Genomic DNA, 24562 nt, shown 5'->3' with positions numbered 1-24562 from the left:
GTGTCGTTCAGGAACCCTATGGCTCTCCTATCGCTTGCCATTCCCGACGCATTTCACCCTGAGCCGCTGCCATGTCTCCTCTGCTTCCCGCTCTCGCGTCGCTTGCCTTCACGTCCTGCGCCTTCATGGCGGCTCCCGTCATGGCGCAGGCGCCCACGCCGAACCCCGCCGACACCAAAGCCACGAGCGGAAAGCCTCGTTCGGCACCGGCCGTCGCAGCGACACCGTTGACGCCGGGGATGCCGGCACGCACGCCCTATCTGTCCGACGCCACAGCACCCGATACAGTCGCGATCCTGCCTCCGCCCCCGCGGGGTCAATCGGCTGCCGAAACGGCGGATAAGACCATCTTCTCGGCGACCCGCGCCCTGAAGGGTAGCGCGCGCTGGGAACTCGCCACGGCGGATGTGGCGGACGGCCCCTCGGCCATCCTCGATGATTTCGCCTGCGTACTCGGGCGCAAGATCGATCAGTCCCGCTCGCCGGCCCTGATGATGCTGCTCGAACGCACTCGCCTCGATATCAGCCGGGCCACCCGCCCACTCAAGGAACATTACCGTCGCCTGCGTCCCTTCGTCGGCAACGACGCGGAGATCTGCGTGGCGCGGACCCGCGAACTCGGAGACGCGTTCAGCTTCCCCTCGAGTCACGCGACTCAAGGCTGGGCCTACGCATCCATCCTCGCGGCCCTGGTTCCGGAGAAGGCCACACAGTTCTTCCTGCGCGGCAAGGCTTACGGTGAGAACCGCATCGTTTGCGGCGTGCATTGGGCCAGCGACGTGGAGGCCGGACGCACCACGGCCAGCGTCGTCATCAGCGCGCTCCAGGGCGATGCGGGCTTCCGGGCCGATCTCGAAAAGGCACGGGTGGAGATCGGCAAGAACCTCTCGCAAGAAGGCTTGCCACCGGACGCGGCAATCTGTGCCCGCGAGACCTCGGCCCTACGCGAGCCGATCCTGTAGGCGGTCACGAAGACGCGTCAGCGACCTGCGACGTTGGCCGCTGACCGTCAGCCGGCTGCGTAGGCAAGCGAGGAAGTTTCAGCCCATCCGCCAAGACCGATCGATGATCGAACGAAGAAAGGCCCGACCGTTATCCCGGTCGGGCCTTTCTTCGTTTTCCCGTGAAACGGAAGGGGAGGGGCTTTGCCTCTACCCCGCGCTGGTCTTGCCGCGCTTCCGGCGCCGGGCGAGGAGATTGAGCCCCTCGACGCCGGCCGAGAAGGCCATGGCGGTGTAGATATAGCCCTTCGGCACATGGGCGCCGAAACCTTCCGCGATCAGCGTCATGCCGATCATGATGAGGAAGCCGAGAGCCAGCATCACCACGGTGGGGTTGGCGGCGATGAAGCGCGCCAGCGGGTCGGCTGCCAGCAGCATGACGGTGACGGCCGTGATGACGGCGATCACCATGATCGGCACGTGATCGGTCATGCCGACGGCCGTGATGATGCTGTCGATGGAGAAGACGAGGTCGAGGACCAGGATCTGCCCGACGGCGGCGGCGAAGCTCAGCGCCACCGGGGCGGACGCATCCTCGTGGCCGTCATCGGGATCGACGGTCTCGTGGATCTCTTTAGTCGCCTTCCACAGCAGGAACAGGCCACCGCCGATGAGGATCATGTCCCGCCAGGAGAAGGCCTTGCCGAAGATCTCGAAGACCGGCTGCGTCAGGTGGACGATGTAGGCGACGGTACCGAGCAGGCCGAGGCGAAGGATCAGAGCGAGGCCGATGCCGATGCGGCGGGCCTTGGTCTGCTGATGGGCCGGCAGCTTGTTGGTGAGAATCGAGATGAAGATCAGGTTGTCGATACCCAGCACCACCTCCATCACAATCAGGGTGGCGAGCGCCACCCAGGCGGTCGGGTCGGCGGCGAGTTGAAGAAGCGAATCCACGGGGAGAAAACCTCGAACGTCGTCAGGTCGGAAAGCGGCGGAAGATCAGTATGCGGTGGGCACGATACCGGGACGCTCCGAAGGTTCCGGCGCGAAGATCCGGAGGGCCTTGGGCACGACCTTGAAATGCGCCGGCGTATAAGTGGAGAGTTCCCCGTCGGTGTTCACCGGACGAGGCTTCTTCGTCTTCACTACGATCTCGGTGGTGTTGAAGGCACGAACGTCGGCGGCTTTGCCCTGGGTGCCCCGACGGAGGGCCGGCAGCAGCGCGATGAGCCGCCACCAGTGCCCGACTTCCAGGCTGTAGAAATCGAGCTTGCCGTCATCGACGGTGGCGGTCTCTTCCACGGTCATTCCGCCGCCATAGTGGCGCCCGTTGCCCACCGAGACCTGGATCGTGGTGATGGTCTCGGTCAGTCCGTCATGTTCGAGATAGACCGTGAAGGGACGTACCCGCCTCAGGACGCGCATGGCCGCGATGGCGTAGCCGAGCGTGCCCCATTTCTTCTTCGATTCGGCGGTGAGGTCACCCGCAAGATCGGCGGAGAAGCCGATACTCGCGACGTTGAAATAGTAGCGGCCGTTGACCCAGCCGAGATCCACCGCCTGGGGCTTCGCCGTGCCGATGAGCTCGGCGGCTTCCACCGGGTCGGTGGGCAGGCCGAGGGAGCGGGCGAGGTCGTTGGCGGTGCCGAGCGGCAGGATCCCCAACGGTAATCCGGTCTCGACCAGAGCGGGAGCGGCGGAGTTCATGGTACCGTCGCCACCGCCGAGGATGACGAGATCGCACGCCTTCGCGTGGCGCTTGATCACTGCCGTGCAATCGGGATCGCCCGGCGGCTCGAAGGGCTCGATGCCGGCGGCGCGCAGGGAATCGCGCACGGCGTCGAGGGAAAACGAGCCGTTCCGAGCGTTCGGATTGACGAGGAGGAGGGCCCGGCGAGTGGATGCGGCACTCATGAGGCCACCTCCGAAAACGAGCATCCCGAGATGCCGCAAAAAATCATCGATACAACCACGTGTGTCAGAACCCCCCGGTGCGTTCGCGCCGCGTCAGCGCAAAGGCAGAGAAGGAGTCCGACATCGCGGCCGACGCCTCGGCCGCCAGAGGGGCCCGGACCCGTCAAGCTCTCAAGAGGTGGGCGCTCCCGCGAGGATGGCAAGAGGTCATGCCCAGGAGATCGGCTTCAGGAGATCGGCGGCAACGCCCCGGGGACAGGATACTCCCTGGGAGAAAGCGTGCCTGCAACTGCGGCGGAGAATGCCCGCCAACCGTTGGGAACAACGGGCATAGCGCGGGGAACGAAGGCTGACCCGACCGGTCGGCGCGGCGGTATGCTAGGTCTCTTGCCGGGGCGAGGTCCTTTGGCGAACGACCCGGTTCGACGCGGGCAACCGAACACGCGACCCTGACGTTTCCCTTCGACGTTTTCCTTCGGCCGGGCGCTCTGATGCGGTCGTGCCCGCCTTCCACGTCGTTCGCGACAGCGGTGAGATGCCATGCACCACGGATTGTTCTCCACCTGCTCGGCCGCCCTTCTCGTGGCCCTGGTCTCTACGGTCAGCGCCGAGGCGCAGGGGCGCCCGGCCTGGGTCGACCCCCCGGCCAAGGCCGATGTGAAGCCCGAACCCAAGAGTGAGGCGAAACCTGTCTCCCCTCAGGCGGTGCAGGAGGCCCCCCAGAGCAGTCCGGCCCAGGCGGCGAAGCCCGAGACCACGACGCGCGCCGCATCCGTCGCGGAGAGAGGCGCGGAGGCACCGCGGCGGGCTCGTCGTGGCACCCGCCACGCCGAGACCAGGCATTCCCCCCGCCGGCTCTCGCAAGTTCCGCCGAATGCGCTTCCCCTCACCGTCTCCCCCGGCGCACCGCCCCCGAGCTTGGCGATGGCCTCCGAGGATCGCTTTCCCGAATGGGCACGCAAGGCCCAAAGGCTGAACGAGGATTATCTCGACGCGATCTCTGAGCCCGGCGATGGCATGGTCGCCGCAGCACCACGCTTCTACGCCGATCATGTCCGCTTCCACGGTCGCACCCTGTCGCTGACGGCGGTGATGGCAGAGAAGCGCCGCTTCGTCCGACGCTGGCCGGACCGCCGCTACGTGGTGCAGGACGGCTCCCCGCGCACGGCCTGCAGCGTCAACACGAGCAGCTGTATCGTGCGCTCGACCTTCGATTTCCGTGCCGCGAACGCAAGGAACGGTGCCCGCTCGCAGGGCGTGGCGGAACTGACCCTCGAGATTTCGTTCGCCGGATCACGCCCGGTGATCGTGTCTGAGTCGAGCCGCGTCCTGCGCCGCTTCGCACCTGGACCGCTGAGTGCGGCCGTATCGACACGGCATGGTGCCTGAGCCACAGTCGAACCAATGATCGCGACCGCCCCAAAGACACGCGCAACGGACACGTCACGCGCCGCTGACAAGACGCGCGCCACCGGCAAGGCTTCGAAAACGAATCCGTCCGACGAGGCAGAGGCTCCGGCCATTGTCGCTGCTCGGGCTGCCCGAGAGGCAGTCAGATCCCTGATCGATGCGGAGATCCGGCGCCAGAACGCTTTCCCGGTGGCCCGGCGGACGCTTCAGCTTTTGGCTGAGGCCGTGGTCGAGCCGACATCCACTCCGCCCTTCTACCGAATCGTCGACCGTTCCGGGACACCGCGTCAGGGCGAGACCGGCCCCCTGACCTTATCGGAGCTGTTCGCCGAATTGCGGGAGCGTCATGGGGCGCTGTTCGTACCGGTGCCACCCGAACCCATGGTGGACGTGCCGCCCGAGCCCACCGCATCGGACGAGATCAAGGCGGCCACGTCCCGGTTCGTGGAAACGCAGTCTGAGCTGGCCCGCTCCGTTATGGCCCGTTCGGTCGCCAGGGGAAGGTCCGCCGCGGCTGCGGTCTCGGCGACCCTGGCGGGCACTTTGAGCAACGTCCGCCACTCCCTGGCCGATCGCCCGAGCGACGGGCAAGGCGCCGAGCCGCAACCGAGTCTGCGCGAGCGCGGCATGCGCATCGGGGCCTCCTTCGGCGACAGGGCCCGCGAGACCGTCGCCATCGCTCGTGAGCGTCTCTCGGGCCTCGCTGCAAAGAACGGCACGACGTCTCCTCTGGCGACCCCAGGCCAAGGAGCGCAACCAGCCCGCTGGCCCGGGCTGCTCGCCCGCGCCGGTGACCGGGTCCGTCGCCTTCGGCGGGATGACGGCACGATCCTGACCCGGCCGAGCGTGCTCGCAGGCGCGGGACTGCTTGGCAGCCTCGCCCTCATCTTGCTCCTCACCCAGGGCGGTGGGGAAGACAGGCCGGCCTCCGCACCGGATGCGGAAGCTCCGCGCCAGGAAACGAAGGCACAGGATTCGGCCCCGCCGACGCAGCCGCCCCAAACGCAGCAGGCCCAGAACCAGCCATCCACCATGACCAACCCGCGTGAGACCGTTCCGCCGGCGACGCCCCCCGGGATTCCCGCAGAGGAGCCGAGCCCGCCCTCGGCCGAGGAGAGCCGGGCCAATCCCCCACAGCCGTCCAATGCCGTAACCGGCAAGACCGAAGTGATCGACACCGCAACCCTGCGCGTCGGCGGCAAGCTCGTTCGCTTGTTCGGCGTGGAATGGGTCCGTGGCGGGCAGCCGGAGGAACTGACCCGCTACCTCGCCGGCCGTCCGGTGACGTGCCAGCCGGTCGCCGGAAGTGCCGCCTATCTCTGCGCGGTGGAAGGCCGCGACCTGTCCGAAGTCGTGCTCTTCAACGGCGGAGGCCGGGCCTCTTCGGAGGCGACACCCGATCTCGTTGCCGCCGAAGACCGTGCGCGGACGGAACGCCTCGGAGTTTGGGCGCGCTGACGCGAGGATGATTCACCTTGCATAGGGGAAGACGCTCGGCCTCAATGCCCTTCCTTGAAGGGATGTGGGGACAGGCATGGATCTCTCGATCGGGTTGAGCGTGGTGGCGGTGGCGCTCGTGATCCTGGTGGTCGTCACCCTCGCCATCGGCATCAACGTCATCCCGCAGGGCCACGTCTACACGGTGGAGCGGTTCGGCCGGTACTCGCGCACCCTGGAATCCGGGCTCGGCCTGATCGCACCGTATGTGGAGCGGATCGGCCGACGCGTGAACGTGATGGAGCAGGTCATCGAGGTGCCGAGCCAGGAGGCCTTCACCCGCGACAATGCGGGGGTGAAGATCGACGCGGTGGTGTTCTACCAAGTGCTCGACGCGGCCAAGGCGTCCTACGAAATTTCGAACCTCGAAACCGCGATGATGACGCTGACGATGACCAACATCCGGACGGTCGTCGGCTCCATGGACCTCGACCAGCTGCTGTCGCACCGTGACGAGATCAACGAGCGCCTGCTCCATGTCATGGACGCGGCCTCCTCGCCCTGGGGCGTGAAGATGACTCGCATCGAGATCAAGGACATCCTGCCGCCCGCCGATCTCGCCGGCGCCATGGCGCGCCAGATGAAGGCCGAGCGCGAGAAGCGGGCCTCCGTGCTCGAAGCCGAGGGCCATCGGCAGGCAGATATCCTGCGCGCCGAAGGGCGTAAGCAATCCGCCATCCTCGAAGCCGAGGGCCGGCGCGAAGCTGCCTTCCGCGACGCGGAGGGACGCGAGCGCAGCGCCGAGGCGGAGGCGCGCGCGACCGGCCTCATCAGCGCGGCCATCTCCGAGGGCGACCTGGCGGCGGCAAATTTCCTGGTGGCCGAGAAATACGTGGACGCGATCAAGGCCCTGGCGACTGCGCCGAACCAGCGGGTGGTGGTGGTGCCGATCGAGGCGGCCTCCCTCGCGGGCACCCTGGGTGGCATCGCCGAGATCACCCGTAGCGTGTTCGGCGAGGGAGCGGCGCAGACGCGCAAGAGCTCCGGCCTCCCGCCCAAGGTCGGGCCGAGCAGCGGAAGCTCCTCGTGAACCTCGACATCCTGAGCGCTTTGGGGCCGGTCTGGACCTGGGTCCTAATCGGGCTGATCCTGATGGGAGCGGAGCTCGCGATCTCGGGCGTGTTCCTGGTCTGGCTCGGCATCGCGGCCATGATCACGGGGCTGGAGACAGCCCTCGTGCCCATGCCCTGGCAGGCTCAGATCCTGTTCTTCGCCGGCCTCTCGGTGGGGCTCGTCATCCTCGCGCAGAAGCGGATGGCCGGACGGCCCAACAGCCTCAATCGGGGTGCGAACGGGCTGATCGGCCAGGAATTTCGCCTCGATACCGCCATCACCGAAGGGGTCGGGCGGATCAGGGTGAACGACACGGTGTGGCGCGTCTCCGGTGCCGACGCACCGGCCGGCACCCGGATCCGGGTCACTGGGATCGAGGGAACCGTCCTCATCGTGACGACGGCCTGACAGCCGGAGGAGGACTCCTCCGGCTTCGATCGAGCAGGTTCAGGCGACGCTGATATCGACCTGGATGTTGCCGCGGGTGGCGTGGGAATAGGGGCACACCACATCGGCGCGCTTCACCAGATCCTCGGCCTTGTCCCGCTCGATGCCCGGCAGGGTGGCCTTGAGGGTGACGACGAGACCGAAGCCCTCGCCGTCGTCACGCGGGCCGATGCCGACGGAGGACTCGACCTTGGCGTCCTCGGGGATCTTCACCTTGTCCTTGGCGGCGACGAACTTGATCGCGCCGAGGAAGCATGCGGCATAGCCGGTGGCGAAAAGCTGCTCGGGATTGGTGCCGTTGCCGCCGGCGCCACCGAGTTCCTTCGGCGTCACGAGGGTGACATCGACGGCCTTGTCGTCGGTGGAGGCCGAACCTTCACGGCCGCCGGTGGCGTAGGCATGAGCGGTGTAGAGAGCCTTCATCGGGGGTACTTTCTGCTGGGTATGAAATAGGGATTGCGTCTGGAACGGGGGTTCGGCGAGGCTTCGTTCCTTTTCGAGGAATTCTTCGCCACCACTGATCCACGGGTGACGAAACTCGGTTGCGCGCAACTGATATTCCATATGGCACCAAACCCGATTGCGCGCAACCATGATGCGGAATTACCGCGAACGTTGGTGACCATTCCGCATTATCAATTAGATAGGGTACTCGGCTCGGACCCGACACCGTACCCGACCGACATGAAGGAGGCCGCACGAATGGCGGGCCGGACCACCACGCAGACCTCTGAATCCCAGGACGTCCCGGTCGCCGAAAGGGGGGTCGACGGCCAGCTTTGCTTCGCGGTCTATTCTGCGGCTCACGCTTTCGGTCGTGCCTACCGTGCCCTGCTGGCCGCCCATGATCTCACCTACCCGCAGTACCTCGTCCTCCTCGTGCTCTGGGAACAGGAGGGGCTGACGGTGAAGGAGATCGGCACGCGCCTGTTCCTCGATTCCGGAACGCTCACGCCCCTTCTCAAGCGGCTGGAGACATCGGGCCATGTCCGCCGCGCCCGCGACCGGGCCGACGAGCGCCAAGTGAGCATCTTCCTGACGCCGAAGGGCCGCGAACTGCAGGGGCGGATGGATTGCGTGCCCGGCCTCGCCGGCGCCTTGACGGGAATGTCGGAGGAGGCACGGCACGCGCTCCTCGAATCCCTCGTGATGCTGCGCGGCGCGCTTCACGACAACGTGGCCGACGCCATGGCGGAAACCGCCGTCTCCGGGCGAGGGGCAAGGGCATGAAAAAGGCCGCCTCCCCGGCGGGGAAGCGGCCTCTCGATCGCTGATTCCGATCCGGCGGAGGATCGGGGAACGCTCTCAGTTCTGGGTCTTGAGGTAGGCGATCACGTCAGCGAGCTTCTTGTCGTCCTTGAGGCCGGGATAGACCATCTTGTTGCCGGGCACCTTCGCCTTCGGGTCCTTCAGCCACTCCTTGAGGTTCGCCTCGTCCCAGGTGATGCCCGAGCCCTTGAGAGCGGCCGAGTAGCTGTAGCCCTCGTAAGTGCCGGCCTTGCGGCCCACGACGCCCTTCAGATCGGGGCCGACGCCGTTCTTCACGAAATTGTGGCAGGCCTTGCAAGGCGCGAAAGCCTTCTCGCCGGCTGCCGCGTCGCCGGCTTCCTGAGCCTGGGCGGAGATCGGGAGCATGAGCGCGAGGGCGGCGCCGAGGATGAGGTGACGCATTATGATTTTTCCTCCATTGGGCAGCATGAGCCAGCCGAGCTTATGGCAGAGCTTTTGGTTTTAGAACAGATCGAGACTGGGAACGTTCCAAACTCGCCTCGCGGTCCGTGCGGCGAAACGAAGCCGACACCTCTCTCCATTTCGCCTTCAGACAACGTCGACACACCCGATCCTGATGCATCGAAACCGGTTATCGTTTAGATATCTTCCAATTCCATTGTCCTGAACGGTTCAAGGCTCGTTTTTAGTCCTTCCAAGCTGAGCGGTGGCTGAAGACAGGCCGATCCATCGAGGAGCGCCCGCCCCATGTCGATCGCCTTCCCCACCCCCGATCCCGATATTCTCGCTCGCCGCGAAACGATCATCGCCGGCCTGCGCCCCCTCGTCGCGGCGGAGGCCCTGATCGTGACCGAGGATGAGCGCCGTGCCTTCGAGACCGATGGGCTGACGGCCTACCGCAAGATGCCACTCGCGGTGGTCCTGCCCTCGACCACGGCCGAGGTCTCTGCCGTGATGGCCTATTGCCACGCCAACGGCGTGCGGGTGGTGGCGCGCGGCGCCGGCACCTCCCTCGCCGGCGGAGCGATCGCCCAGGAAGACGCGATCATCCTCGGTGTCGCCAAGATGACCCGCGTCCTGGACGTTGATTTCGAGAACCGGGTGGCCAGGGTCGAATCGGGCCTCACCAACCTCGCCATCTCGGGGGCGGTCAGCCATGAAGGGTTCTTCTACGCGCCGGACCCGTCGAGCCAGCTCGCCTGCACCATTGCCGGCAACATCGCGATGAATTCGGGCGGCGCGCATTGCCTGAAATACGGCGTGACCACCAACAACCTCCTCGGTGTCACCCTGGTGATGAGCGACGGCACCGTGGCAGAGATCGGCGGCGCACATCTCGACAGCGCCGGCTACGATCTCCTCGGCCTGATCTGCGGCTCGGAAGGACAGCTCGGCATCGTCACCGAAGCGACGGTGAGGATCCTGCGCGCGGCCGAGGGCGCGCGCCCGGCCCTGGTCGGCTTCTCCTCGGTGGAGGATGCGGGCGCCTGCACCGCCGCGATCATCGCCGCCGGCATCATCCCGGTAGCCATGGAATACATGGACCGTGAGGCGATCCTCATCACCGAGGATTTCGCGCAGGCCGGATATCCGCGTGACGCCGAAGCGATGCTGATCATCGAGGTCGAAGGATCGGACGAGGAATGCGAGGCGATGCTGGCCCGGATCGAGGCGATCGCCCGCGACTACCGGCCGACCAGCATCAGGGTTTCGAAATCCGAAGCCGAGAGCGCCGCGATCTGGAAGGGACGCAAATCCGCCTTCGGTGCCACGGGCCGCATCTCGGATTACATCTGCATGGACGGCACGATTCCCACCGGGCAATTGCCGCTGGTGCTGGAGCGCATCGGCGCGATCTGCGCCGACAAGGGTCTTCGCGTCGCCAACGTCTTCCATGCTGGCGACGGCAACCTGCATCCCCTCATTCTCTTCGACATCAACAAGCCGGGCGAGCTGCAGAAGGCGGAGGCCGCCGGAGACGAGATCCTGAAGCTCTGCGTCGAGGTCGGCGGCTGCCTCACCGGCGAGCATGGTGTCGGCATCGAGAAGCGCGAGCTCATGCGCTTCCAGTATGCGCAGGTCGATCTCGATCAGCAGATGCGGGTCCGCAACGTGTTCGACCCGAAATGGCTGATGAACCCCGCCAAGGTGTTCCCGCTGGAAGGGCGCGTCGCCGCTTGAGGCCAGTGCGCCGCGCAACGCGGTTTCTCGTCATCCCGCTGAACCGTGCCCGGAACGCTAAGCTCCGGGCCGGTGTTTCCTCCCAGCAAAATCGTGGAGGATGATCATGCGCATCGTTGCAACGCTCTCGGCCCTGGCGCTGCTCACTGTGGCAAGCACGGGAGCGGCCGAAGCCAAAGGCTGCATCAAAGGCGCGATCATCGGTGGCCTCGCCGGGCATTACCTCGCCGAGCGCGGCGTGGTGGGCGCGGTCGCGGGCTGCATCGGCGGTCGCTATCTCGCCAATCGCCGCGCCAAGCAGCAGCGCGAGATCGAGTACGGATCGCGGGTGCAGCAGCGTGGAGCCGGCTACGCACCGAATCAAGCCTATCCGCGCCGGTCCTACAATTACTGAGATCGATAAGATCGAAGCGGGCCGCCGACGGGGCTACCCGTTCCGCCGGCCCGCTTCGGCCTATGCGTTCGTCCTCACGGCGATCCAGAGCACGTGACGGCGGCCGCCGGGATGGGCGGGATAGCGGTGCTCTTCGACATCGAAGCCGAAACGGCTGAGCCGCTTCTTGAACCGGCGGTCCGGCCCCCCGGACCAGACGGCCAGGATTCCCCCCTCCCGCAGCGCGTAATGCGCCCGTTTGAGACCCCAGCCATCGTAGAGCCGGTCGTTCTCCCGGCGCGTCAGCCCCTTGGGGCCATTGTCGACGTCAAGGAGAATGGCATCGAACTGAGCCTGTCCCGACTGGATGAGGCGGTTCACATCGGCCTCGACCAGGGTCACGCGCGGATCGTCGAGGCTGCCGGTGAAGAGATGCGCAAGCGGTCCGGTCGCCCAAGCGATGACCGCCGGCATCAGTTCGGCCACGACGACTTCCGCCTTGGAGCCGAGAGCGTCGAGGGCCGCACGCAGGGTGAACCCCATGCCGAGCCCGCCGATCAAGATCTTCGGCGCCGGATTTCCCCCGAGCCGCGCGCAGGTGACCGTGGCCAGGGCCCGCTCCGAATCGCGGTGCCGGTCGTTCATCAGTTCGGCGCTGCCGACCATGATCGAGTAGGCGTCGTCATAGCGGACGAGCCGCATCGTCTCGACGCTGCCCGGAATCGCCGCGCTGGCGATGGGAATCGCGGAATCCATCGATGGGGCGACCTTCAGGGAAGACTTCAAGCTTCGACGCCGAACGCGTCGCAGCGGAAGGCCCCGTAATCTCCGCGCGCCAGCCGCTCGGCTAGCGCGGGCAGGAACAGGGCCGCCTCGTCGGCGAGACGCCAGGGCGGATTGATGACGATGAGGCCGTTGCCATTGAGGCGGTTCGGATACGGCTCCGAGATCATCAGGTCGATACGCAGGGCGGGCCGGGAGAGCGAACGGTCCAGTTCCGCCACCATGCGGTCGATGAGGCCGACATCCTTGATCGGATACCAGCCGAGATAGATGCCCGTCGGCCATTTCGCGACGGCCTTAGCCAGAGCCGCGCAAAGCCGGTCGACCTCGCCGAGTTCTTCGTAAGGCGGGTCGATCAACACGACCCCGCGCCGCTCGGGGGGCGGGATCAGCGCGTTGAGGGCGGTCCACCCGTCGAGATGCATCACCTTGGTGCGCGGATCCTGGTTGTAGCGCTCGCGCAGGATCTCGGCATCGGCCGGGTGCAACTCGACGAAGACGCCCTGGTCGCTGGGCCGCAGGAATTCGCGGATGATCGCCGGAGAGCCGGGATAGATAGTCGCCCCGTGGCGTGCCTGGGTGGCGGCGACCGCCTCGCGATAGGGGCCGAACAGCGCCTCCACCTCTTCGGGGAAGGGGGTCTCGAGACGGCCCCAGCCGTCATGCCACTCGCCTGTCCGCCCGGCCTCGTCGCCGGTCAGGTCATAGAAACCGAGGCCCGCATGGGTGTCGATGGCGCGAAAGCCCGTGGGCTTGGCCTGGAGATGATGGAGCACGCGCGTCAGCACGAGGTGCTTGAGCACGTCGGCGAAGTTGCCGGCGTGGAAGGCGTGCCTGTAATTCATGGGCGCAGGTTCCTGGCCTCACCGGCTCGCGTCGACGGCGATTTCGCCCGCACGGCAATTCTGCCGCGCCACTTCGGGGCAGGGCGTGAAGCCGCGCAGGTCCTTGGTGAAGCAGACCCGCACCTCCTGCAACTCTCCCCGGGTGCAGGTGACCGACATCATATCAGGACGAAGCCCGCGATTGGCCGCGACGAACTGACGGGCGATGTCGACGGGAGCGATGCGGGTATCGGAATCGGGCTTGGCGAAGGTGGCCGGGATCGTCACGGCCTGCCGCGCCTGGGCGGTAGCCTTGAAATACGACATCGGGTCGAGGCCCGAGCAGGTGCCGTGCTTGCGCCATTCGTGGCGGGCCAGCCCCTCGCTCGGAAAAACTTCACCTGCCACGTCCATGGCCTGGCGGGTGGGAGAGCGTTCCACGGAAGAGCAGTCGGACGGGTAGCCCCGCGTATATTGCGGCCATAGCCCATGGACGACGAAGCCGAGGCCGCGACCCGGCCGGCACTGGCCGTCGGCGTCACGCCGCCCGGCCGTTTCGCAATAGGTCGGCGACCAGGACAGGGCCAGCACGTAGAAATCGAACTCGCCGGGCGTGCCGCCACGTCCGTAGCCCTGGGCCTGCGCGGTTCCGGCGAACGCCGTCAGGAAGAGTACGGCGAGCGCCGAGGCACGTCTCACGGACGGGCTTCGCGGCAGGCCGTGGCGTAGGCATAGGCGAGGTTGCGGTCGAGGCCGTGGACGCAGAACTCGACCCCCCAGCTTGCGCCGATCAGGCCGAGACCCTCGCGCACGGAGTAATCGACCTTGCGCTTGATGCCGTCCGAGGTGGTCGCCACCGCGCTGCAGAACCGGCGGGGATAGGTGTCGAGCCCCCAGGGGCGCCACGCGGTCCGCTCGATCCGGTCATAGCCCACGATGGTGAGGCTCGAGTTCCAGAACTTCGCCTCCTTCTCGGCGAACTGGCTCGACACCTTCTCCAGCACCGAGGAATCCTGGCAGCCGGGGATGTCGCCATCGAACGGGAACTCACGCTCCTCGGCGGGGGTGATCTCCTCGCGGCCCGAGCGGGCGAAGGCAGGTTGCAGGTTGCCCGCGAGGGCGAGGCCGAGGGCCAGGGCGGTGACGAGGGAATTCGGGCGCATGCCGGCGTCTTTTCGCTGGAGTCCGTTCATTCCGGGACGATGGCGTCTCGTCGAGCGGTGTCAAGCGGAAGGGCCGTGGCGGTGTCGCTTTCGCTCCGGCCTGGGGCAGCCGGAACACAGTCCGGCCCTCAGTAGATCGGGTCCGAGAGGCCGGGCGCGGCGAGGGAGAGCGGTTCGGCCGAGAATCCCGGCGCGGGTTCGTCATAGGTGGGTGCCGCCGCGAGACGGGACGTCTGCGGGCGCGGCGCCGGACGGGTCACCGGTGTGGAGGCATAGGCCGAGGGCGCGCGGGCGGACGGCGCGGCAGCGGACAGGGCAGGGGAGGGCGCGCGGGCGACCTGCGGGCTCGTCCGCGCCGGGTGCCGGTTCGAGGACATCGGCGAGACGCCGTAGGGATCGTCCTCCTCGATATCGACGGGGGCCTGCGGCGCGGCGGGCTGGCGCTCGACCGGGCGCGGCCGCGAGACCGGCCGGGGCACGACGTCCGCACCGAGCTGCGGCGTGAATTTCAGCAGCGGTTGGCAGATGCGCTTGAGGCCGCGCGGGTCGTGGCGGGCGAGATCCACGTGGATATGGTCGTAGTGGAAGACGTTGGAGCCGGGGGCGAGCACGGTGGAGAAGCGTGCGCAGGCACCGACGAAGACCTCGCGCAGGAAGCCCTGCTCGGCCTCGGTGCCGCGCCAGCCGCCCTTGACGGTGATGACGTAGCCGTCGGCGAGCTTGAACGACATAATGTCGACGGCATTGCCGAACGAATGCTCCGAGAGCTTGGCCCCGGCCTGGTTGTTGCGTCCACGGCAGGCATAGGAGCCCGCGTTGATCTCCGCCACGGGCTGGCCGAAATACAGGTTGGCGGCGGGCTGGATCGTGTCGGCCAGCCATGCCTCGGCCTCAGCCAGGGCCGGGCAGGCCAGCGTCATCCGCTGTTTCAGGACGACCGAGCCCTTGCCGAGACGGGTAATCCGGTATGGCTGCAGCATGCCGCAGACACCCGGGCCGGCGATCTCCTTCACCGGCGTCACGAATTCGGTGGTCTCCACCAGCCGCTTGGCGTTGCAGGCCTGTTCGGTCTGGTCGCGCCAAGGCTCACGGCTCTCGAACGGGCTGCGTCCACAGCCGGTGAGACCTGCGCCAATGAGGCCGAGAACGGAAAACGCGAGTACGCTACGCCACATATCGGAACAATGGGCAGCTTTTCGTAAAGCGTTCGTCAACGATGCAGAGCGATCGCACCCCTGTGGAGGAGTGTGGATGACGAAGGAGGCTGCGTCGCAGACAGCCTCGGGCGGCCCCTCGACCGCGCCCTCCACCCACGCTATCGCAGCCTGACCGATGACCCCGCCGACGGCACCGATGCGTCCCTGGAAACAGGCTGTGGCCCGGGCCTTCGACGGGGCAGACCATTACGATACCGCCGGAATCATCCAGGCGGAGGTCGCGGGACGGCTGGCGCAACGCATCGCCGTCCTGCCCCTCGCCCCATCACCACGCATTCTCGAGATCGGCTGCGGCACCGCCTTCCTCACGCAGGCCGTCCTCGCTCGTGTGAAGCCCGGCATGATGGTCGCCTCCGATCTGGCACCCGCCATGATCCGGCGGGGGCGTGAGCGCATGCAGCATCGGCCGAATTTGGCGTTTCTCGTCATGGACGGCGAGCGGCCCTGCCTGACACCGGGCTTCGACCTGATCTGTTCGAGCCTGGCGGCGCAATGGTTCGAGGATCTGGAGGGCACGCTCGGCCGCCTCGCCGGTCTGCTGGCGCCCGGCGGGTTCCTCGCGGTGACGACTCTGGCGTCCGGCACATTCCGCGAATGGCACGCGGCACATGACGCCGTCGGCCATCGCCCCGCCACGCCGTCCTATCCGACGGCGAAGGCCCTGGCCCGACTACAATTTGCCGGCTGCACGAGTAACTTGTTCCTGGAGCCGGTCGTCGAGAAGCACGCGGACGGCCGGGCCTTCCTCCGCTCGCTTCGCGCCATCGGGGCGGGAACGCCGGGCACCGTCCGTTCCCTCTCGCCCGGCGCATTGCGGACGGTCATCCGACAGTTCGAAAGGGGAGGGGCGGCGATCACCTACGAGGTCGCCACCTTGGAGATCCGGCGCGATCCCTGACATGGAAACGGCGGGGCTCTCGCCCCGCCGCACAGCGTTCCGGTCTTGGTGAACGATCCGACCTACGAGGCCAGGAAGACGCTCGCGGTGCCGACGATCGTCCAGATCAGGCCGCCCGCGAAGGCACCGATCATGGCGTAGGAAAAGCCCTTCAGAACCATGTTCGTCCCTCTCGTCTCAAACGATCAGCAGCGGTTTCCGCCAGAGGTCTGACCGTATTGCTGGACCGGGAAGTTCTGCTGGTTGGCATTGCCTTCGGCGGCCGAGCTCATCGGGCAGCCCAGATAGGCGGGCGGGCGGCTGACCTCCCTGAGGGAGCCGGTCTCGGTGACGTCATAGGGCGAGAACGAGGTGTAGCGCGAGGGGCGCTCGAACGCCGTTGCAGAAGAGATCGAAGCAGCGCCAATCACAAGAGCGGTAGCGACGGCGGCGATACGGTTCATCATGGCGTTTAATAAGTTACTTTACAGTGCAGACCAGATATTTGGCCCGCTTCACTCTGTATGAAACTGATATAGGAAGTCTTTTTCCTTCATGACGTGTCACGGCACACGAACCATGCGGGATTAAGTGACGAGTCTGCCGATGGCATCGGGCCGGATACGATTCAGCGCGCGACGGCGTAGAGCCGGGGCCCGGAGGCCTCGCTCACCGTCCCGGCCGAGATCCAGTTGAGACCGCTCGCCCCGGAGCCGGCAAGGAGATCGCGAAAATCCTCCGAGATGGCGATCGGGAGGTCCACGGCCTTGGCCCGCGCCTCGATGCGCGCGAGGGTGTTCATCGCCGGGCCGAGCACGGTGAATTCCGCGCGATGACCGTCGTCGAAGACGCCGACGAGGACGTCGCCGGCATGCAGCGCGATGGTGACGCGCAACGAGGGAAGGCCTTTCTCCGCGAGGCGCCGGTTGAGGGCCGCCAGCCGCAGCTGGACCGCCTCGGCACAGGTGAAGGCCGCGCGCGCCTGCGCCTGGGGAGGGCCGACGAGGAACTGCGCCAGCACGCCGTCGCCGATATATTTGTCGACGATGCCGCCGCGTTCCGTCACGGCCCGATGCGTCAGGGCGCGCATCTCCATGAGGACCTCCACCACCTGCTGGGGAGGCCGTGTCCGCGTCAGGGCTGAGAAGCCGCGGATGTCGAGGGCGAACAGGCAGGCATGACGTTCCTGGACTTCGCCCGGGCCGCCGCCCTGCGCCAGATCCTCGGCGACGGCGGCCGGGACGAACCGGGTGAGAATCAGGCGCTCTCGCTCCAGCCGGAACGTCGCCGCCACCGCCCAGGTCAGCCGTCGCACACCGTCGAGGACCACGAGGCTGGCCACCATGAAGGTGAGAAGTCCCGGCACCTCTTCGTCGAGGGTGACGTGCGGCCCGAGATGGTGGCTCTCGGGCGAGAGAGAGACGAACAAGATGGCGCCGCCCCACCCCGCCGTCACCAGACCGGCGAAGAGGCAGGTGTGCCAGACGCGCATGGTCAGCGCTGTCTGCAGCAGGATCAGGAAGGCCGGGATCCGGCTGACCGCGGCGGCTGCCTCCTCCGTGTCGGCGGCGCCCAGAAACATGTGCTCGACGAGGACGTAGATCGCGACGCTGGCATTGAGGAGGGTCGAGCCCCAGCCGAGCCATCCTCGGCTCGGGCCCATGGGGATGCCGGTACCCGGTGCCGTTCGCAGGCTGAGCAGCGCCAGGAGGATCGAGGCCCCGGCATAGACGGACAGGACGATCCAGTGTCCCAGACCGTGAATCGATCCGTCATAGGTCTGCGCGGTGACGAGCAGGACCAGGACGATGAGCAGTTGCAGGGCGAAGGACCGGCCGCTCGATGCCTGCTGCAAATGCATGATCGTCGGCGAACGCGACTCTTCCGCTCGAGTCCGGTCTCGATCCCCAAACCTCAATAGGATGTCTCCTCCTGCGCCATCGGCCGCCCCTCATGCCGGATGTCGTCCATGCAGGCCATCGGTGGAGATTGCCGCATGGCGGGCGCCGGCAGCCGCACCCTCGCTTCGCGGGAGGGGCGTCCGGATCGCCCTATGTCGGGTCGGACGACGATCCATCGCCGCGCCTCAGGAGGAACACTCCCTGCGCGCCGAACAGGTTCCAGACCCACCACGGCATGGAGATCCGCATCGGCCGGCCACGCGCGTCGAGTGCGGTGGCCTTCTCGATCTCGGCCCCCACGGTCCGGCATAGGCCGACGAAGTCGCGGATGGTGCAATGGTGGATGTTCTGGGTCTCGTACCATTCCTCCGGCATCAGCTCGGTCACCGGCATCCGGCCCCGGAAGGCCAGTTCCGAGCGGACCCGCCAATGGCCGAAATTCGGGAACGAAATCACCACCTGCCGGCCGATCCGCAGCAGGTGTTCCAAGACGATGCGCGGGTTGCGCGTCGCCTGGATGGTCTGGGACAGGACCACCACGTCGAAGGCGTCGTCGGGGTAATTGGCGAGATCGGTATCGGCGTCGCCCTGGATCACCGGCAGGCCACGCGCGAGGCAGGCGTTGACGCCCTCGCGGGAGAGCTCGATGCCGCGCCCATCGACGCCGCGCCGGTCGCGCAGCAGCGCCAGGAGCGTGCCGTCGCCGCAGCCGATATCGAGGACGCGGGCGCTGGGCGGCACGAGGCCGAGCACGACGAGATGGTCGACGCGGGCGCCGTCGCTGCGTGGCAGCGTGTCGGTCGTACTCCAGGGGGCGGGGGCCACGCGACTCACCGACGTCACAAGCCCCTTGCCCGGGCGGCGGCGTCGATGAAGCCCTTGGCGGCGTTGAACATCACCGGCTCGTCGAGGAGGAAGGCGTCGTGCCCCTTGTCGCTCTCGACCTCGACGAAGGCGACCGAGGCCGAGGCCGCGTTCAGCGCATGTACGATGGCGCGGGAATCCGCCGTGGGAAACAGCCAGTCGGAAGTGAAGGACATCACGCAGAACCGCGTCCTGGTGTTCCGGAAGGCGTTGGCGAGCACCCCGCCATGATCGGCCGCGAGATCGAAGTAATCCATGGCGCGGGTCAGGTAGAGGTAGGCGTTGGCGTCGAACCGCTCGACGAAGCTCAGGCCCTGGTGGCGCAGGTAGCTCTCGATCTGGAAATCGGCGTTGAACGAGAAGGTCGGCGCGGACCCGCCCTGGAAGCGGCGGCCGAACTTTCGGTGCAGGGCCGGCTCGGAGAGGTAGGTGATATGCGCGCCCATCCGCGCCACCCCGAGTCCCTTGGCGGGGCGCGTGCCGGCTTCGAGGTAACGTCCTTCCGCCCAGGCGGGGTCGGCCATGATCGCCTGACGGCCGACCTCGTGGAAGGCGATGTTCTGGGCCGAGTGGCGGGCGCCGGTGGCGATGGGGAGCGCCGAGAAGACCCGGTCCGGGTAGAGGGCGGCCCATTGCAGCACCTGCATGCCGCCCATGGATCCGCCGACGCAGAGGAACAGGTCGCGGATGCCGAGACGGTCGAGGAGCATCGCCTGGCCACGCACCATGTCACGGATCGTCACCAGGGGAAAATCGAGGCCGTAGGGCTTGCCCGTTGCGGGATCGGTGGAGGCCGGCCCCGTGGAGCCCATGCAGGAGCCGATCACGTTCGAGCAGATGACGAAGTAGCGATCGGTGTCCACGGGCTTGCCCGGTCCCACCAGCGTCTCCCACCAGCCGGGCTTTCCCGTCACCGGATGGGTATGGGCGAAATGCTGGTCCCCGGTGAGCGCATGGCAGATGAGCACCGCGTTCGACCGGTCGGCATTGAGGGTGCCGGCGGTCTGGTAGGCGATCCGGAACGGCGCGAGATCGACGCCGGCATCCATCGCCAGGGGTTCGTCGAGCCCGAACAGGGCCACCGGGCTTCGCGGGTCGCGGGAGAGCGGCGCATCCGCCGGGATGCCGTCCGGCCGGGTATTGCCGTCGTCGGGCTTTGCGAGACTATCGAGCGACATGGTCATCAGGCGTCTTCGCGCGTCATTCGCCGATTTGCTTCCGCGGAGATGCGAAGAAACAGCCGGGTGCCGCTCCATCGACGTTTCGCGAAGGTCCATTCCCATCGGTGCCCGACGAAGCCGGGTAGCGATGGGCGTAATGTGCGTATGCACGGGCGTCAACGAAAGGGGCCGCGCGCGAGAAGGTCACAACCGGTGCTCTGGTCCTCGGGCTTCGGGAAACGTAGACACGATCGGCCGTCTCCCTCATGCGGGGTCGGCAAGATCCACACCCGATCCATACCCGCCGCCGGACGCGACAGCCCGCATGCGCTTCACCACGAGACCCGCACCGCCCCTCGACAACCTCGCCGAGCTGCGCGCCGAGATCGACCGGATCGACGCGGAGATGCATGCCCTGCTGATCCAGCGCGGCTCGATCATCGACCGGCTCATCGCGGTCAAGCGCACCTCGGCCAGCGGCTCCGCCTTCCGGCCCGGCCGCGAGGCTTCGATGATGCGGCGCGTGGCCGAGCGCCATCGCGGGCTCCTCCCCCTCGACACCGTGGAGGGGATATGGCGCGTCATCATCGCCACCTTCACCTGGGTCCAGGCCCCGTTCAGCGTCCATGCCGACGTGTCCGGCGGCGACGCACCGATGCGCGACTCGGCGCGCTTCCATTTCGGATTCACGGTGCCCTACCGGCCGCATCCAACCTGCGCGGCGGTGGTCGAGGCCGTGGCCGCCTCGCGCGGCGATCTCGGCATCTTCCGCCTTGACCCCGAAGGTTCCGCACCGCCGAGCCCGGAGGCGCCGTGGTGGGAGGGCCTCGTCGGTGAAGGCCGGCCCAAGGTCATCGCGCGCCTGCCCTTCATCGAGCGGCCGACCCATCCCGCCGGAACCCCGGTCTTCGTGGTGGCCAACCCCCTCGACGATCCGGCCGCGGCCCAGCGCGACTGGGTGCTCCACGCGGTCCGGCTGGAGAGCTGGACGCCCGAAAGCGCCCGCGCCGTGCAGGGCCTCTACGGCGAGGTGGTGGCGCGCGCCACGGCAGCGGACGGGCACCGCCTTCTTCTCGCGGTGCCGGGCGGGGTCGGCGGCCGGCAATTGCGGGAGACCCTGGAACGGGCCGGCGCGAGCGTGGAAAGCCTCGACGAAATCGGCAGCCACGCCGCCCGGTTCCGGGTGTGACGCAGGGCAGGCGAGGGCCGGTTCTCTCGTCAAGGCGGGCAAGCTGCGTTAGACGGGCAGCCTGAACTCCAGCCGGCCCGCGCTCATGTCCTCCGCTCCCTCCGTGTCCCGTCCCGTCCCCCGCCCCGGCATCCTCGCCATCGAGGCCTATGTGCCCGGCAAGAGCGGCGCCCCCGGCGCGGTGAAGGTCCATAAGCTCTCCTCGAACGAGACGCCCCTCGGCCCGAGCCCGCTGGCCATCGAGGCGATGCGCGAAGAGGCGTTCCGCCTCGCCCTCTATCCGGACGGAAATTCCACACGCCTGCGCGAGGCCATCGCCTTCCGCTACGGGCTCGATCCCGCCCGCATCGTCTGCGGCGCCGGGTCGGACGAGCTCCTCTCCTTCCTCGCCTACGCCTATCTCTCGGAGGGCGACGAGGGGATCTTCACCGAGCACGGATTCCTGGTCTACCGCATTGCCATCCTGGCCGCCGGCGGCACGCCCGTGGTGGTGCCCGAGCGCGATCTTCACGCCGATGTCGACGCGATCCTCGCCGCCGTCACGCCGCGCACGAAGATCGTCTACCTCGCCAATCCCAACAACCCGACCGGCACCTACCTGCCCTTCGCCGAAATCCGGCGCCTGCATGCGGGCCTACCGCCGAACGTCCTCCTCGTCCTCGACGGGGCCTATGCCGAGTACGTGCGGACGAACGATTACAGCGCCGGCCTCGAACTCGTTCTCGAGTCCGAAAACGTGGTGATGACCCGCACCTTTTCGAAGATCCACGGCCTCGCGGCCCTGCGGATCGGCTGGATGGTGGGCCCGGCGGGGGTGATCGACGCGGTGAATCGCATTCGCGGCCCGTTCAACCTGTCGGGCAGCGCCATCGCGGCCGGGGCGGCGGCCATCGCCGACGAGGCGCATGTAGCGGCGGCGGTCGCTCATAATGAGACGTGGCTCGCCTGGATGACCGAGGTCGTGTCCTCGCTCGGCCTCGTGGTCACCCCGAGCGTCGCGAATTTCATCCTCGTCCATTTCCCCGACGAGCCGAATCGCAGCGCGGCGGAGGCCGATGCCTATCTCGCCGCACGCGGGGTGATCGTCCGACGGGTTACCTCCTACGGGCTGCCGGACGCGCTGCGCGTCACTATCGGCAGCGAAGAGGCGAACCGGGCCTTCGTCACGGCACTGACCGCCTTCGTGAAGGATGGCATCCGTGCCTGAGGCGAACCCCGTCTGCGAACGCCTCGCCATCGTCGGCCTCGGCTTGATCGGCTCCTCCATCGCGCGAGGAGCACGGCAATACGGGCTGGCGCGGAGCATCGTCGCCATCGACCGCGACCCGGCCGTGATCGAGCGTGTGCGGGCCCTCGGCCTCGCCGACGAGGCGACGGGGGAGGCCGAAGCCATTGCCGGCGCAGACCTCGTCATCCTGTGCGTGCCGGTGGGGGCGGTGGGCGCCGTCGCCGAGGCGATGGCACCGCATCTGAAACCCGGTGCCATCCTGTCCGATGTCGGTTCGGTGAAAGCCTCGGTGGTCGCCGCCGTCTCGCCCCATCTGCCGGACGGCGTTCGTTTCGTGCCGGCCCATCCCGTGGCGGGCACCGAGTATTCCGGACCCGATGCCGGCTTTTCGACCCTGTTCTCGGGCCGCTGGTGCATCCTCACCCCGCCGGAGGGCACCGACGAGGCCGCCACGGCGCAGGTCCAGGCCTTCTGGGAGGGGCTCGGCGCCATCGTCGAGAGCATGACGCCGGAGCATCACGACCTCGTCCTGGCCATCACCAGCCACGTGCCGCATCTCATCGCCTACAACATCGTCGGCACCGCCGCCGATCTGGAAGCCGTGACGCAATCGGAAGTCATCAAGTTCTCGGCCGGCGGGTTTCGCGACTTCACCCGCATCGCCGCCTCCGATCCGACCATGTGGCGGGACGTGTTCCTCACCAACAAGGACGCGGTGCTGGAAATGCTCGGCCGTTTCAACGAGGATCTCTCGGCCCTCGCCCGCGCCATCCGCTGGGGTGACGGGGACGCGCTGTTCGACCTGTTCACCCGCACCCGCGCCATCCGCCGGGGCATCGTCGCCCTCGGACAGGAGACGGCGGAAGCGGATTTCGGCCGCAGCCGCACCCTGCCGGAGCCAGCGAAGGACGAACCGGTCAACGAACGGTAGGGTTCATCCGGCCGAGGCAAGCGCTACCCGTCTCTCGCCCACCACCTCATCGTGGGGCGACGAAGCGAAGCGGAGGCCTCGAAGGAGGGTTCCAGTTTGTGGCAAGGGATTCTGGAAGCCTCCTTCGAGGCGGCTGTCGCCGCGCCTCAGGATGAGGTCGTGGGTGGGATGATGACCTCATCCACGCCAGGCGCAATCCGTCGAACGGCCTTTCAGTACAGCGGCGGCACCTGGAGGTTGGGGATCGGGAACGGACCCAGCATCAGGCGGCCATCGGCGAGGCGCAGGGGCGGCATCGCCTTGAGGGCGGCATCTCCCGCTGCCGTCGGCGTGGCGGCCGCTTCGGCGTCCTGGCGACGACTTCCGCCACCGAGCAGCTTGCCGACCAAGCCTCCGATCAGAGCCCCCTTCTCCGCCCCGAAACGCTGGCCCATGATCTGGCCGACAAGGGCCTCCACCCCGGCGGCGCGGATATCGATCTGGCCGGCCGGACGGTGCTCGTCGTCGAGGGCGATCTTCCCCTGAGCTTGGAGGCGGCGATCTCCCTTCGCCAGGGAAAGCAGGGCGATGTCGAGGCTGCCGCCGGCCTGGCGCCAGGTTTCGAGCTCACGCGCCACCTGCCCGGTCCGGAAGGTGGTGGCCCGATTCACCGTGGCGTCGAGCGCCGCGTCGACGGGGGCGGTATTGCCGAGGAGGGGATCGAGGACCGGCACGTTCGCCTGGGTCAGCCGCAGGCTGGTATCGACAGCCCCCTCGGTGGCGAAACGGGCGGGTGTCGGCCGGGCGTGGAATTCGAGGTGCTTGGCCACCACGTCGATGGGCTGCGGCGCGGCATTCTTCACGCTGACTTTCGGTCCATCCACCGCCAGGGAGGCCCGTGTGAACCCGTCGGAGGTACCGTGGAAACTCGCCTCCAACGACGTCCAGGTGGCGTCTGCGACGAGGCCGTCCTGTTCCACGTGGAACGGCCCGCTCGCCTGCAGGATGCCCTGGCGCGGCTGGTAGACCTGCACAACCGCTGTCAACGGTCCGAGGGTGAATCGGCTATCGGCCCGCGAGAAGGCGAGGGAGGCGCAGCGCAGTTCGATCCGGAAGGGATAGCCGCTGATCGAGCGATCGGCGCAGGTCCAGTTGCGCCCGGCCGAAGCCTCGCGGGCGATCCAGGCATCCATCTCGGAGCCGGCCTTGCCGCGAATCCAGAACCAGCCCGCGCTCCAGAGCAGGACCACGGCGAGGAGGAGGATGTAGGGTAGGAACAGGCCGGTCCGCGATGGCCGTTTCCTGGCCGTCAAATCCGGTGCCTGCGCCATCGTCCGCTCGCCTCGATCTCGAAGCCCCGTCGCCGTCGACAGGGGGTCCTTCGTGACAGAGCTTTGGCG

General features: G+C 67.5%; 26 protein-coding genes. 12 read left to right on the top strand and 14 right to left on the bottom strand.

Annotation, left to right across the window (positions count from 1 at the left end):
- The first annotated feature begins 71 nt into the window (after nucleotides 1–71).
- Nucleotides 72–962, top strand: a complete 891-nt coding sequence (locus tag AC0IXR_RS16530) for an acid phosphatase (RefSeq protein ID WP_471761494.1) — start codon at nucleotides 72–74, stop codon at nucleotides 960–962.
- 189 nt (nucleotides 963–1151) lie between these two features.
- Here AC0IXR_RS16530 and AC0IXR_RS16525 read toward each other — a convergent pair whose 3' ends face one another.
- Nucleotides 1152–1895 (bottom strand): TerC family protein, encoded by a 744-nt coding sequence (locus AC0IXR_RS16525; RefSeq protein ID WP_056423044.1) that lies wholly within the window; start codon nucleotides 1893–1895, stop codon nucleotides 1152–1154.
- Between the two features lie 45 nt (nucleotides 1896–1940).
- Nucleotides 1941–2855 carry a lipid kinase gene (locus AC0IXR_RS16520; protein ID WP_471761492.1) on the bottom strand — a complete coding sequence of 305 codons (915 nt, stop codon included), beginning with the start codon at nucleotides 2853–2855 and terminating at the stop codon, nucleotides 1941–1943.
- Nucleotides 2856–3395: 540 nt separating this feature from the next.
- On the opposite strand from AC0IXR_RS16520, the gene AC0IXR_RS16515 reads away from it, so the two are divergent.
- The 4 genes from AC0IXR_RS16515 (at nucleotide 3396) to AC0IXR_RS16500 (ending at nucleotide 7223) form a co-directional block, all read left to right on the top strand.
- Nucleotides 3396–4244: a hypothetical protein gene (locus tag AC0IXR_RS16515; RefSeq protein WP_471761491.1), complete on the top strand. Its 849-nt coding sequence runs from the start codon at nucleotides 3396–3398 to the stop codon at nucleotides 4242–4244.
- A 15-nt stretch (nucleotides 4245–4259) separates the two neighbouring features.
- Complete coding sequence (locus AC0IXR_RS16510; protein ID WP_471761489.1) at nucleotides 4260–5723, top strand: thermonuclease family protein; 1464 nt, start codon at nucleotides 4260–4262, stop codon at nucleotides 5721–5723.
- Between the two features lie 76 nt (nucleotides 5724–5799).
- Complete coding sequence (locus AC0IXR_RS16505; RefSeq protein WP_056423036.1) at nucleotides 5800–6792, top strand: SPFH domain-containing protein; 993 nt, start codon at nucleotides 5800–5802, stop codon at nucleotides 6790–6792.
- Entirely contained in the window at nucleotides 6789–7223 is a 435-nt protein-coding gene (locus AC0IXR_RS16500; RefSeq protein WP_419953218.1) for an NfeD family protein, read from the top strand. The genes AC0IXR_RS16505 and AC0IXR_RS16500 overlap by 4 nt, the downstream gene beginning before the upstream one ends.
- A gap of 39 nt (nucleotides 7224–7262) precedes the next feature.
- Here AC0IXR_RS16500 and AC0IXR_RS16495 read toward each other — a convergent pair whose 3' ends face one another.
- Entirely contained in the window at nucleotides 7263–7685 is a 423-nt protein-coding gene (locus AC0IXR_RS16495) for an organic hydroperoxide resistance protein (protein WP_471761488.1), read from the bottom strand.
- Nucleotides 7686–7964: 279 nt separating this feature from the next.
- On the opposite strand from AC0IXR_RS16495, the gene AC0IXR_RS16490 reads away from it, so the two are divergent.
- The gene (locus AC0IXR_RS16490; protein WP_246748202.1) at nucleotides 7965–8492 is read left to right on the top strand and encodes a MarR family winged helix-turn-helix transcriptional regulator; all 528 of its coding nucleotides are present in this window, start codon (nucleotides 7965–7967) and stop codon (nucleotides 8490–8492) included.
- 75 nt (nucleotides 8493–8567) lie between these two features.
- Here AC0IXR_RS16490 and AC0IXR_RS16485 read toward each other — a convergent pair whose 3' ends face one another.
- The gene (locus AC0IXR_RS16485) at nucleotides 8568–8933 is read right to left on the bottom strand and encodes a c-type cytochrome (RefSeq protein WP_056249457.1); all 366 of its coding nucleotides are present in this window, start codon (nucleotides 8931–8933) and stop codon (nucleotides 8568–8570) included.
- 306 nt (nucleotides 8934–9239) lie between these two features.
- On the opposite strand from AC0IXR_RS16485, the gene AC0IXR_RS16480 reads away from it, so the two are divergent.
- Nucleotides 9240–10673 carry an FAD-linked oxidase C-terminal domain-containing protein gene (locus AC0IXR_RS16480; RefSeq protein ID WP_056423023.1) on the top strand — a complete coding sequence of 478 codons (1434 nt, stop codon included), beginning with the start codon at nucleotides 9240–9242 and terminating at the stop codon, nucleotides 10671–10673.
- 106 nt (nucleotides 10674–10779) lie between these two features.
- Nucleotides 10780–11067, top strand: coding sequence for a hypothetical protein (locus tag AC0IXR_RS16475; protein ID WP_026176297.1), 288 nt, complete (start codon nucleotides 10780–10782; stop codon nucleotides 11065–11067).
- A 60-nt stretch (nucleotides 11068–11127) separates the two neighbouring features.
- Here AC0IXR_RS16475 and AC0IXR_RS16470 read toward each other — a convergent pair whose 3' ends face one another.
- From AC0IXR_RS16470 to AC0IXR_RS16450, 5 genes are all read right to left on the bottom strand, one after another.
- Nucleotides 11128–11748, bottom strand: coding sequence for a spermidine synthase (locus AC0IXR_RS16470; RefSeq protein ID WP_419953624.1), 621 nt, complete (start codon nucleotides 11746–11748; stop codon nucleotides 11128–11130).
- An 80-nt stretch (nucleotides 11749–11828) separates the two neighbouring features.
- Complete coding sequence (locus tag AC0IXR_RS16465; protein ID WP_471761487.1) at nucleotides 11829–12674, bottom strand: 23S rRNA (adenine(2030)-N(6))-methyltransferase RlmJ; 846 nt, start codon at nucleotides 12672–12674, stop codon at nucleotides 11829–11831.
- An 18-nt stretch (nucleotides 12675–12692) separates the two neighbouring features.
- Nucleotides 12693–13352 carry a ribonuclease T2 family protein gene (locus AC0IXR_RS16460; RefSeq protein WP_461234904.1) on the bottom strand — a complete coding sequence of 220 codons (660 nt, stop codon included), beginning with the start codon at nucleotides 13350–13352 and terminating at the stop codon, nucleotides 12693–12695.
- Complete coding sequence (locus tag AC0IXR_RS16455) at nucleotides 13349–13816, bottom strand: hypothetical protein (RefSeq protein ID WP_471761486.1); 468 nt, start codon at nucleotides 13814–13816, stop codon at nucleotides 13349–13351. The genes AC0IXR_RS16460 and AC0IXR_RS16455 overlap by 4 nt, the downstream gene beginning before the upstream one ends.
- 128 nt (nucleotides 13817–13944) lie before the next feature.
- Nucleotides 13945–14991 (bottom strand): extensin-like domain-containing protein, encoded by a 1047-nt coding sequence (locus AC0IXR_RS16450; RefSeq protein WP_471761485.1) that lies wholly within the window; start codon nucleotides 14989–14991, stop codon nucleotides 13945–13947.
- A 178-nt stretch (nucleotides 14992–15169) separates the two neighbouring features.
- On the opposite strand from AC0IXR_RS16450, the gene AC0IXR_RS16445 reads away from it, so the two are divergent.
- Entirely contained in the window at nucleotides 15170–15931 is a 762-nt protein-coding gene (locus AC0IXR_RS16445) for a methyltransferase domain-containing protein (RefSeq protein WP_471761484.1), read from the top strand.
- A 185-nt stretch (nucleotides 15932–16116) separates the two neighbouring features.
- Here the strand turns inward: AC0IXR_RS16445 and AC0IXR_RS16440 are convergent, their stop codons facing one another.
- The 4 genes from AC0IXR_RS16440 to metX form a co-directional block, all read right to left on the bottom strand.
- On the bottom strand, nucleotides 16117–16377 hold the full coding sequence (locus AC0IXR_RS16440) for a hypothetical protein (protein WP_471761483.1): 261 nt from the start codon (nucleotides 16375–16377) through the stop codon (nucleotides 16117–16119).
- A 161-nt stretch (nucleotides 16378–16538) separates the two neighbouring features.
- A complete protein-coding gene (locus AC0IXR_RS16435) occupies nucleotides 16539–17771 on the bottom strand; it encodes an adenylate/guanylate cyclase domain-containing protein (protein ID WP_471761482.1) in 1233 nt (410 codons plus the stop codon).
- Between the two features lie 190 nt (nucleotides 17772–17961).
- On the bottom strand, nucleotides 17962–18645 hold the full coding sequence (gene metW / locus AC0IXR_RS16430; protein ID WP_471761481.1) for a methionine biosynthesis protein MetW: 684 nt from the start codon (nucleotides 18643–18645) through the stop codon (nucleotides 17962–17964).
- 5 nt (nucleotides 18646–18650) lie between these two features.
- Nucleotides 18651–19859, bottom strand: coding sequence for a homoserine O-acetyltransferase MetX (gene metX, locus AC0IXR_RS16425; RefSeq protein ID WP_056423362.1), 1209 nt, complete (start codon nucleotides 19857–19859; stop codon nucleotides 18651–18653).
- 301 nt (nucleotides 19860–20160) lie between these two features.
- On the opposite strand from metX, the gene AC0IXR_RS16420 reads away from it, so the two are divergent.
- The 3 genes from AC0IXR_RS16420 (at nucleotide 20161) to AC0IXR_RS16410 (ending at nucleotide 23183) form a co-directional block, all read left to right on the top strand.
- The gene (locus AC0IXR_RS16420; protein ID WP_471761480.1) at nucleotides 20161–21024 is read left to right on the top strand and encodes a chorismate mutase; all 864 of its coding nucleotides are present in this window, start codon (nucleotides 20161–20163) and stop codon (nucleotides 21022–21024) included.
- 85 nt (nucleotides 21025–21109) lie between these two features.
- A complete protein-coding gene (locus AC0IXR_RS16415; protein ID WP_471761479.1) occupies nucleotides 21110–22231 on the top strand; it encodes a pyridoxal phosphate-dependent aminotransferase in 1122 nt (373 codons plus the stop codon).
- The gene (locus tag AC0IXR_RS16410) at nucleotides 22224–23183 is read left to right on the top strand and encodes a prephenate/arogenate dehydrogenase family protein (RefSeq protein WP_471761478.1); all 960 of its coding nucleotides are present in this window, start codon (nucleotides 22224–22226) and stop codon (nucleotides 23181–23183) included. Before AC0IXR_RS16415 ends, AC0IXR_RS16410 begins: the two co-directional genes overlap by 8 nt.
- 212 nt (nucleotides 23184–23395) lie before the next feature.
- Here the strand turns inward: AC0IXR_RS16410 and AC0IXR_RS16405 are convergent, their stop codons facing one another.
- Entirely contained in the window at nucleotides 23396–24493 is a 1098-nt protein-coding gene (locus tag AC0IXR_RS16405) for a DUF2125 domain-containing protein (protein ID WP_471761477.1), read from the bottom strand.
- Nucleotides 24494–24562 lie beyond the last annotated feature (69 nt).

This window comes from Methylobacterium sp. AC832 (assembly GCF_979256025.1).
Note: the sequence above shows the minus strand (reverse complement) of the source record. Positions and strands in the feature narration are given on the sequence as shown.

What these genes read in the sequence shown, in the direction of transcription:
- AC0IXR_RS16495 (WP_471761488.1), bottom strand. Translation starts at nt 7,685, where the DNA reads ATGAAGGCTCTCTACACCGCTCATGCCTACGCCACCGGCGGCCGTGAA.
- AC0IXR_RS16440 (WP_471761483.1), bottom strand. Translation starts at nt 16,377, where the DNA reads ATGATGAACCGTATCGCCGCCGTCGCTACCGCTCTTGTGATTGGCGCT.
- AC0IXR_RS16420 (WP_471761480.1), top strand. Translation starts at nt 20,161, where the DNA reads ATGCGCTTCACCACGAGACCCGCACCGCCCCTCGACAACCTCGCCGAG.
- AC0IXR_RS16485 (WP_056249457.1), bottom strand. Translation starts at nt 8,933, where the DNA reads ATGCGTCACCTCATCCTCGGCGCCGCCCTCGCGCTCATGCTCCCGATC.
- AC0IXR_RS16450 (WP_471761485.1), bottom strand. Translation starts at nt 14,991, where the DNA reads ATGTGGCGTAGCGTACTCGCGTTTTCCGTTCTCGGCCTCATTGGCGCA.
- AC0IXR_RS16490 (WP_246748202.1), top strand. Translation starts at nt 7,965, where the DNA reads ATGGCGGGCCGGACCACCACGCAGACCTCTGAATCCCAGGACGTCCCG.
- AC0IXR_RS16405 (WP_471761477.1), bottom strand. Translation starts at nt 24,493, where the DNA reads ATGGCGCAGGCACCGGATTTGACGGCCAGGAAACGGCCATCGCGGACC.
- AC0IXR_RS16505 (WP_056423036.1), top strand. Translation starts at nt 5,800, where the DNA reads ATGGATCTCTCGATCGGGTTGAGCGTGGTGGCGGTGGCGCTCGTGATC.
- AC0IXR_RS16520 (WP_471761492.1), bottom strand. Translation starts at nt 2,855, where the DNA reads ATGAGTGCCGCATCCACTCGCCGGGCCCTCCTCCTCGTCAATCCGAAC.
- AC0IXR_RS16515 (WP_471761491.1), top strand. Translation starts at nt 3,396, where the DNA reads ATGCACCACGGATTGTTCTCCACCTGCTCGGCCGCCCTTCTCGTGGCC.
- AC0IXR_RS16530 (WP_471761494.1), top strand. Translation starts at nt 72, where the DNA reads ATGTCTCCTCTGCTTCCCGCTCTCGCGTCGCTTGCCTTCACGTCCTGC.
- metX (WP_056423362.1), bottom strand. Translation starts at nt 19,859, where the DNA reads ATGACCATGTCGCTCGATAGTCTCGCAAAGCCCGACGACGGCAATACC.
- AC0IXR_RS16475 (WP_026176297.1), top strand. Translation starts at nt 10,780, where the DNA reads ATGCGCATCGTTGCAACGCTCTCGGCCCTGGCGCTGCTCACTGTGGCA.
- AC0IXR_RS16465 (WP_471761487.1), bottom strand. Translation starts at nt 12,674, where the DNA reads ATGAATTACAGGCACGCCTTCCACGCCGGCAACTTCGCCGACGTGCTC.
- AC0IXR_RS16415 (WP_471761479.1), top strand. Translation starts at nt 21,110, where the DNA reads ATGTCCTCCGCTCCCTCCGTGTCCCGTCCCGTCCCCCGCCCCGGCATC.
- AC0IXR_RS16455 (WP_471761486.1), bottom strand. Translation starts at nt 13,816, where the DNA reads ATGCGCCCGAATTCCCTCGTCACCGCCCTGGCCCTCGGCCTCGCCCTC.
- AC0IXR_RS16510 (WP_471761489.1), top strand. Translation starts at nt 4,260, where the DNA reads ATGATCGCGACCGCCCCAAAGACACGCGCAACGGACACGTCACGCGCC.
- AC0IXR_RS16470 (WP_419953624.1), bottom strand. Translation starts at nt 11,748, where the DNA reads ATGCGGCTCGTCCGCTATGACGACGCCTACTCGATCATGGTCGGCAGC.
- AC0IXR_RS16480 (WP_056423023.1), top strand. Translation starts at nt 9,240, where the DNA reads ATGTCGATCGCCTTCCCCACCCCCGATCCCGATATTCTCGCTCGCCGC.
- AC0IXR_RS16435 (WP_471761482.1), bottom strand. Translation starts at nt 17,771, where the DNA reads ATGCATTTGCAGCAGGCATCGAGCGGCCGGTCCTTCGCCCTGCAACTG.
- AC0IXR_RS16445 (WP_471761484.1), top strand. Translation starts at nt 15,170, where the DNA reads ATGCGTCCCTGGAAACAGGCTGTGGCCCGGGCCTTCGACGGGGCAGAC.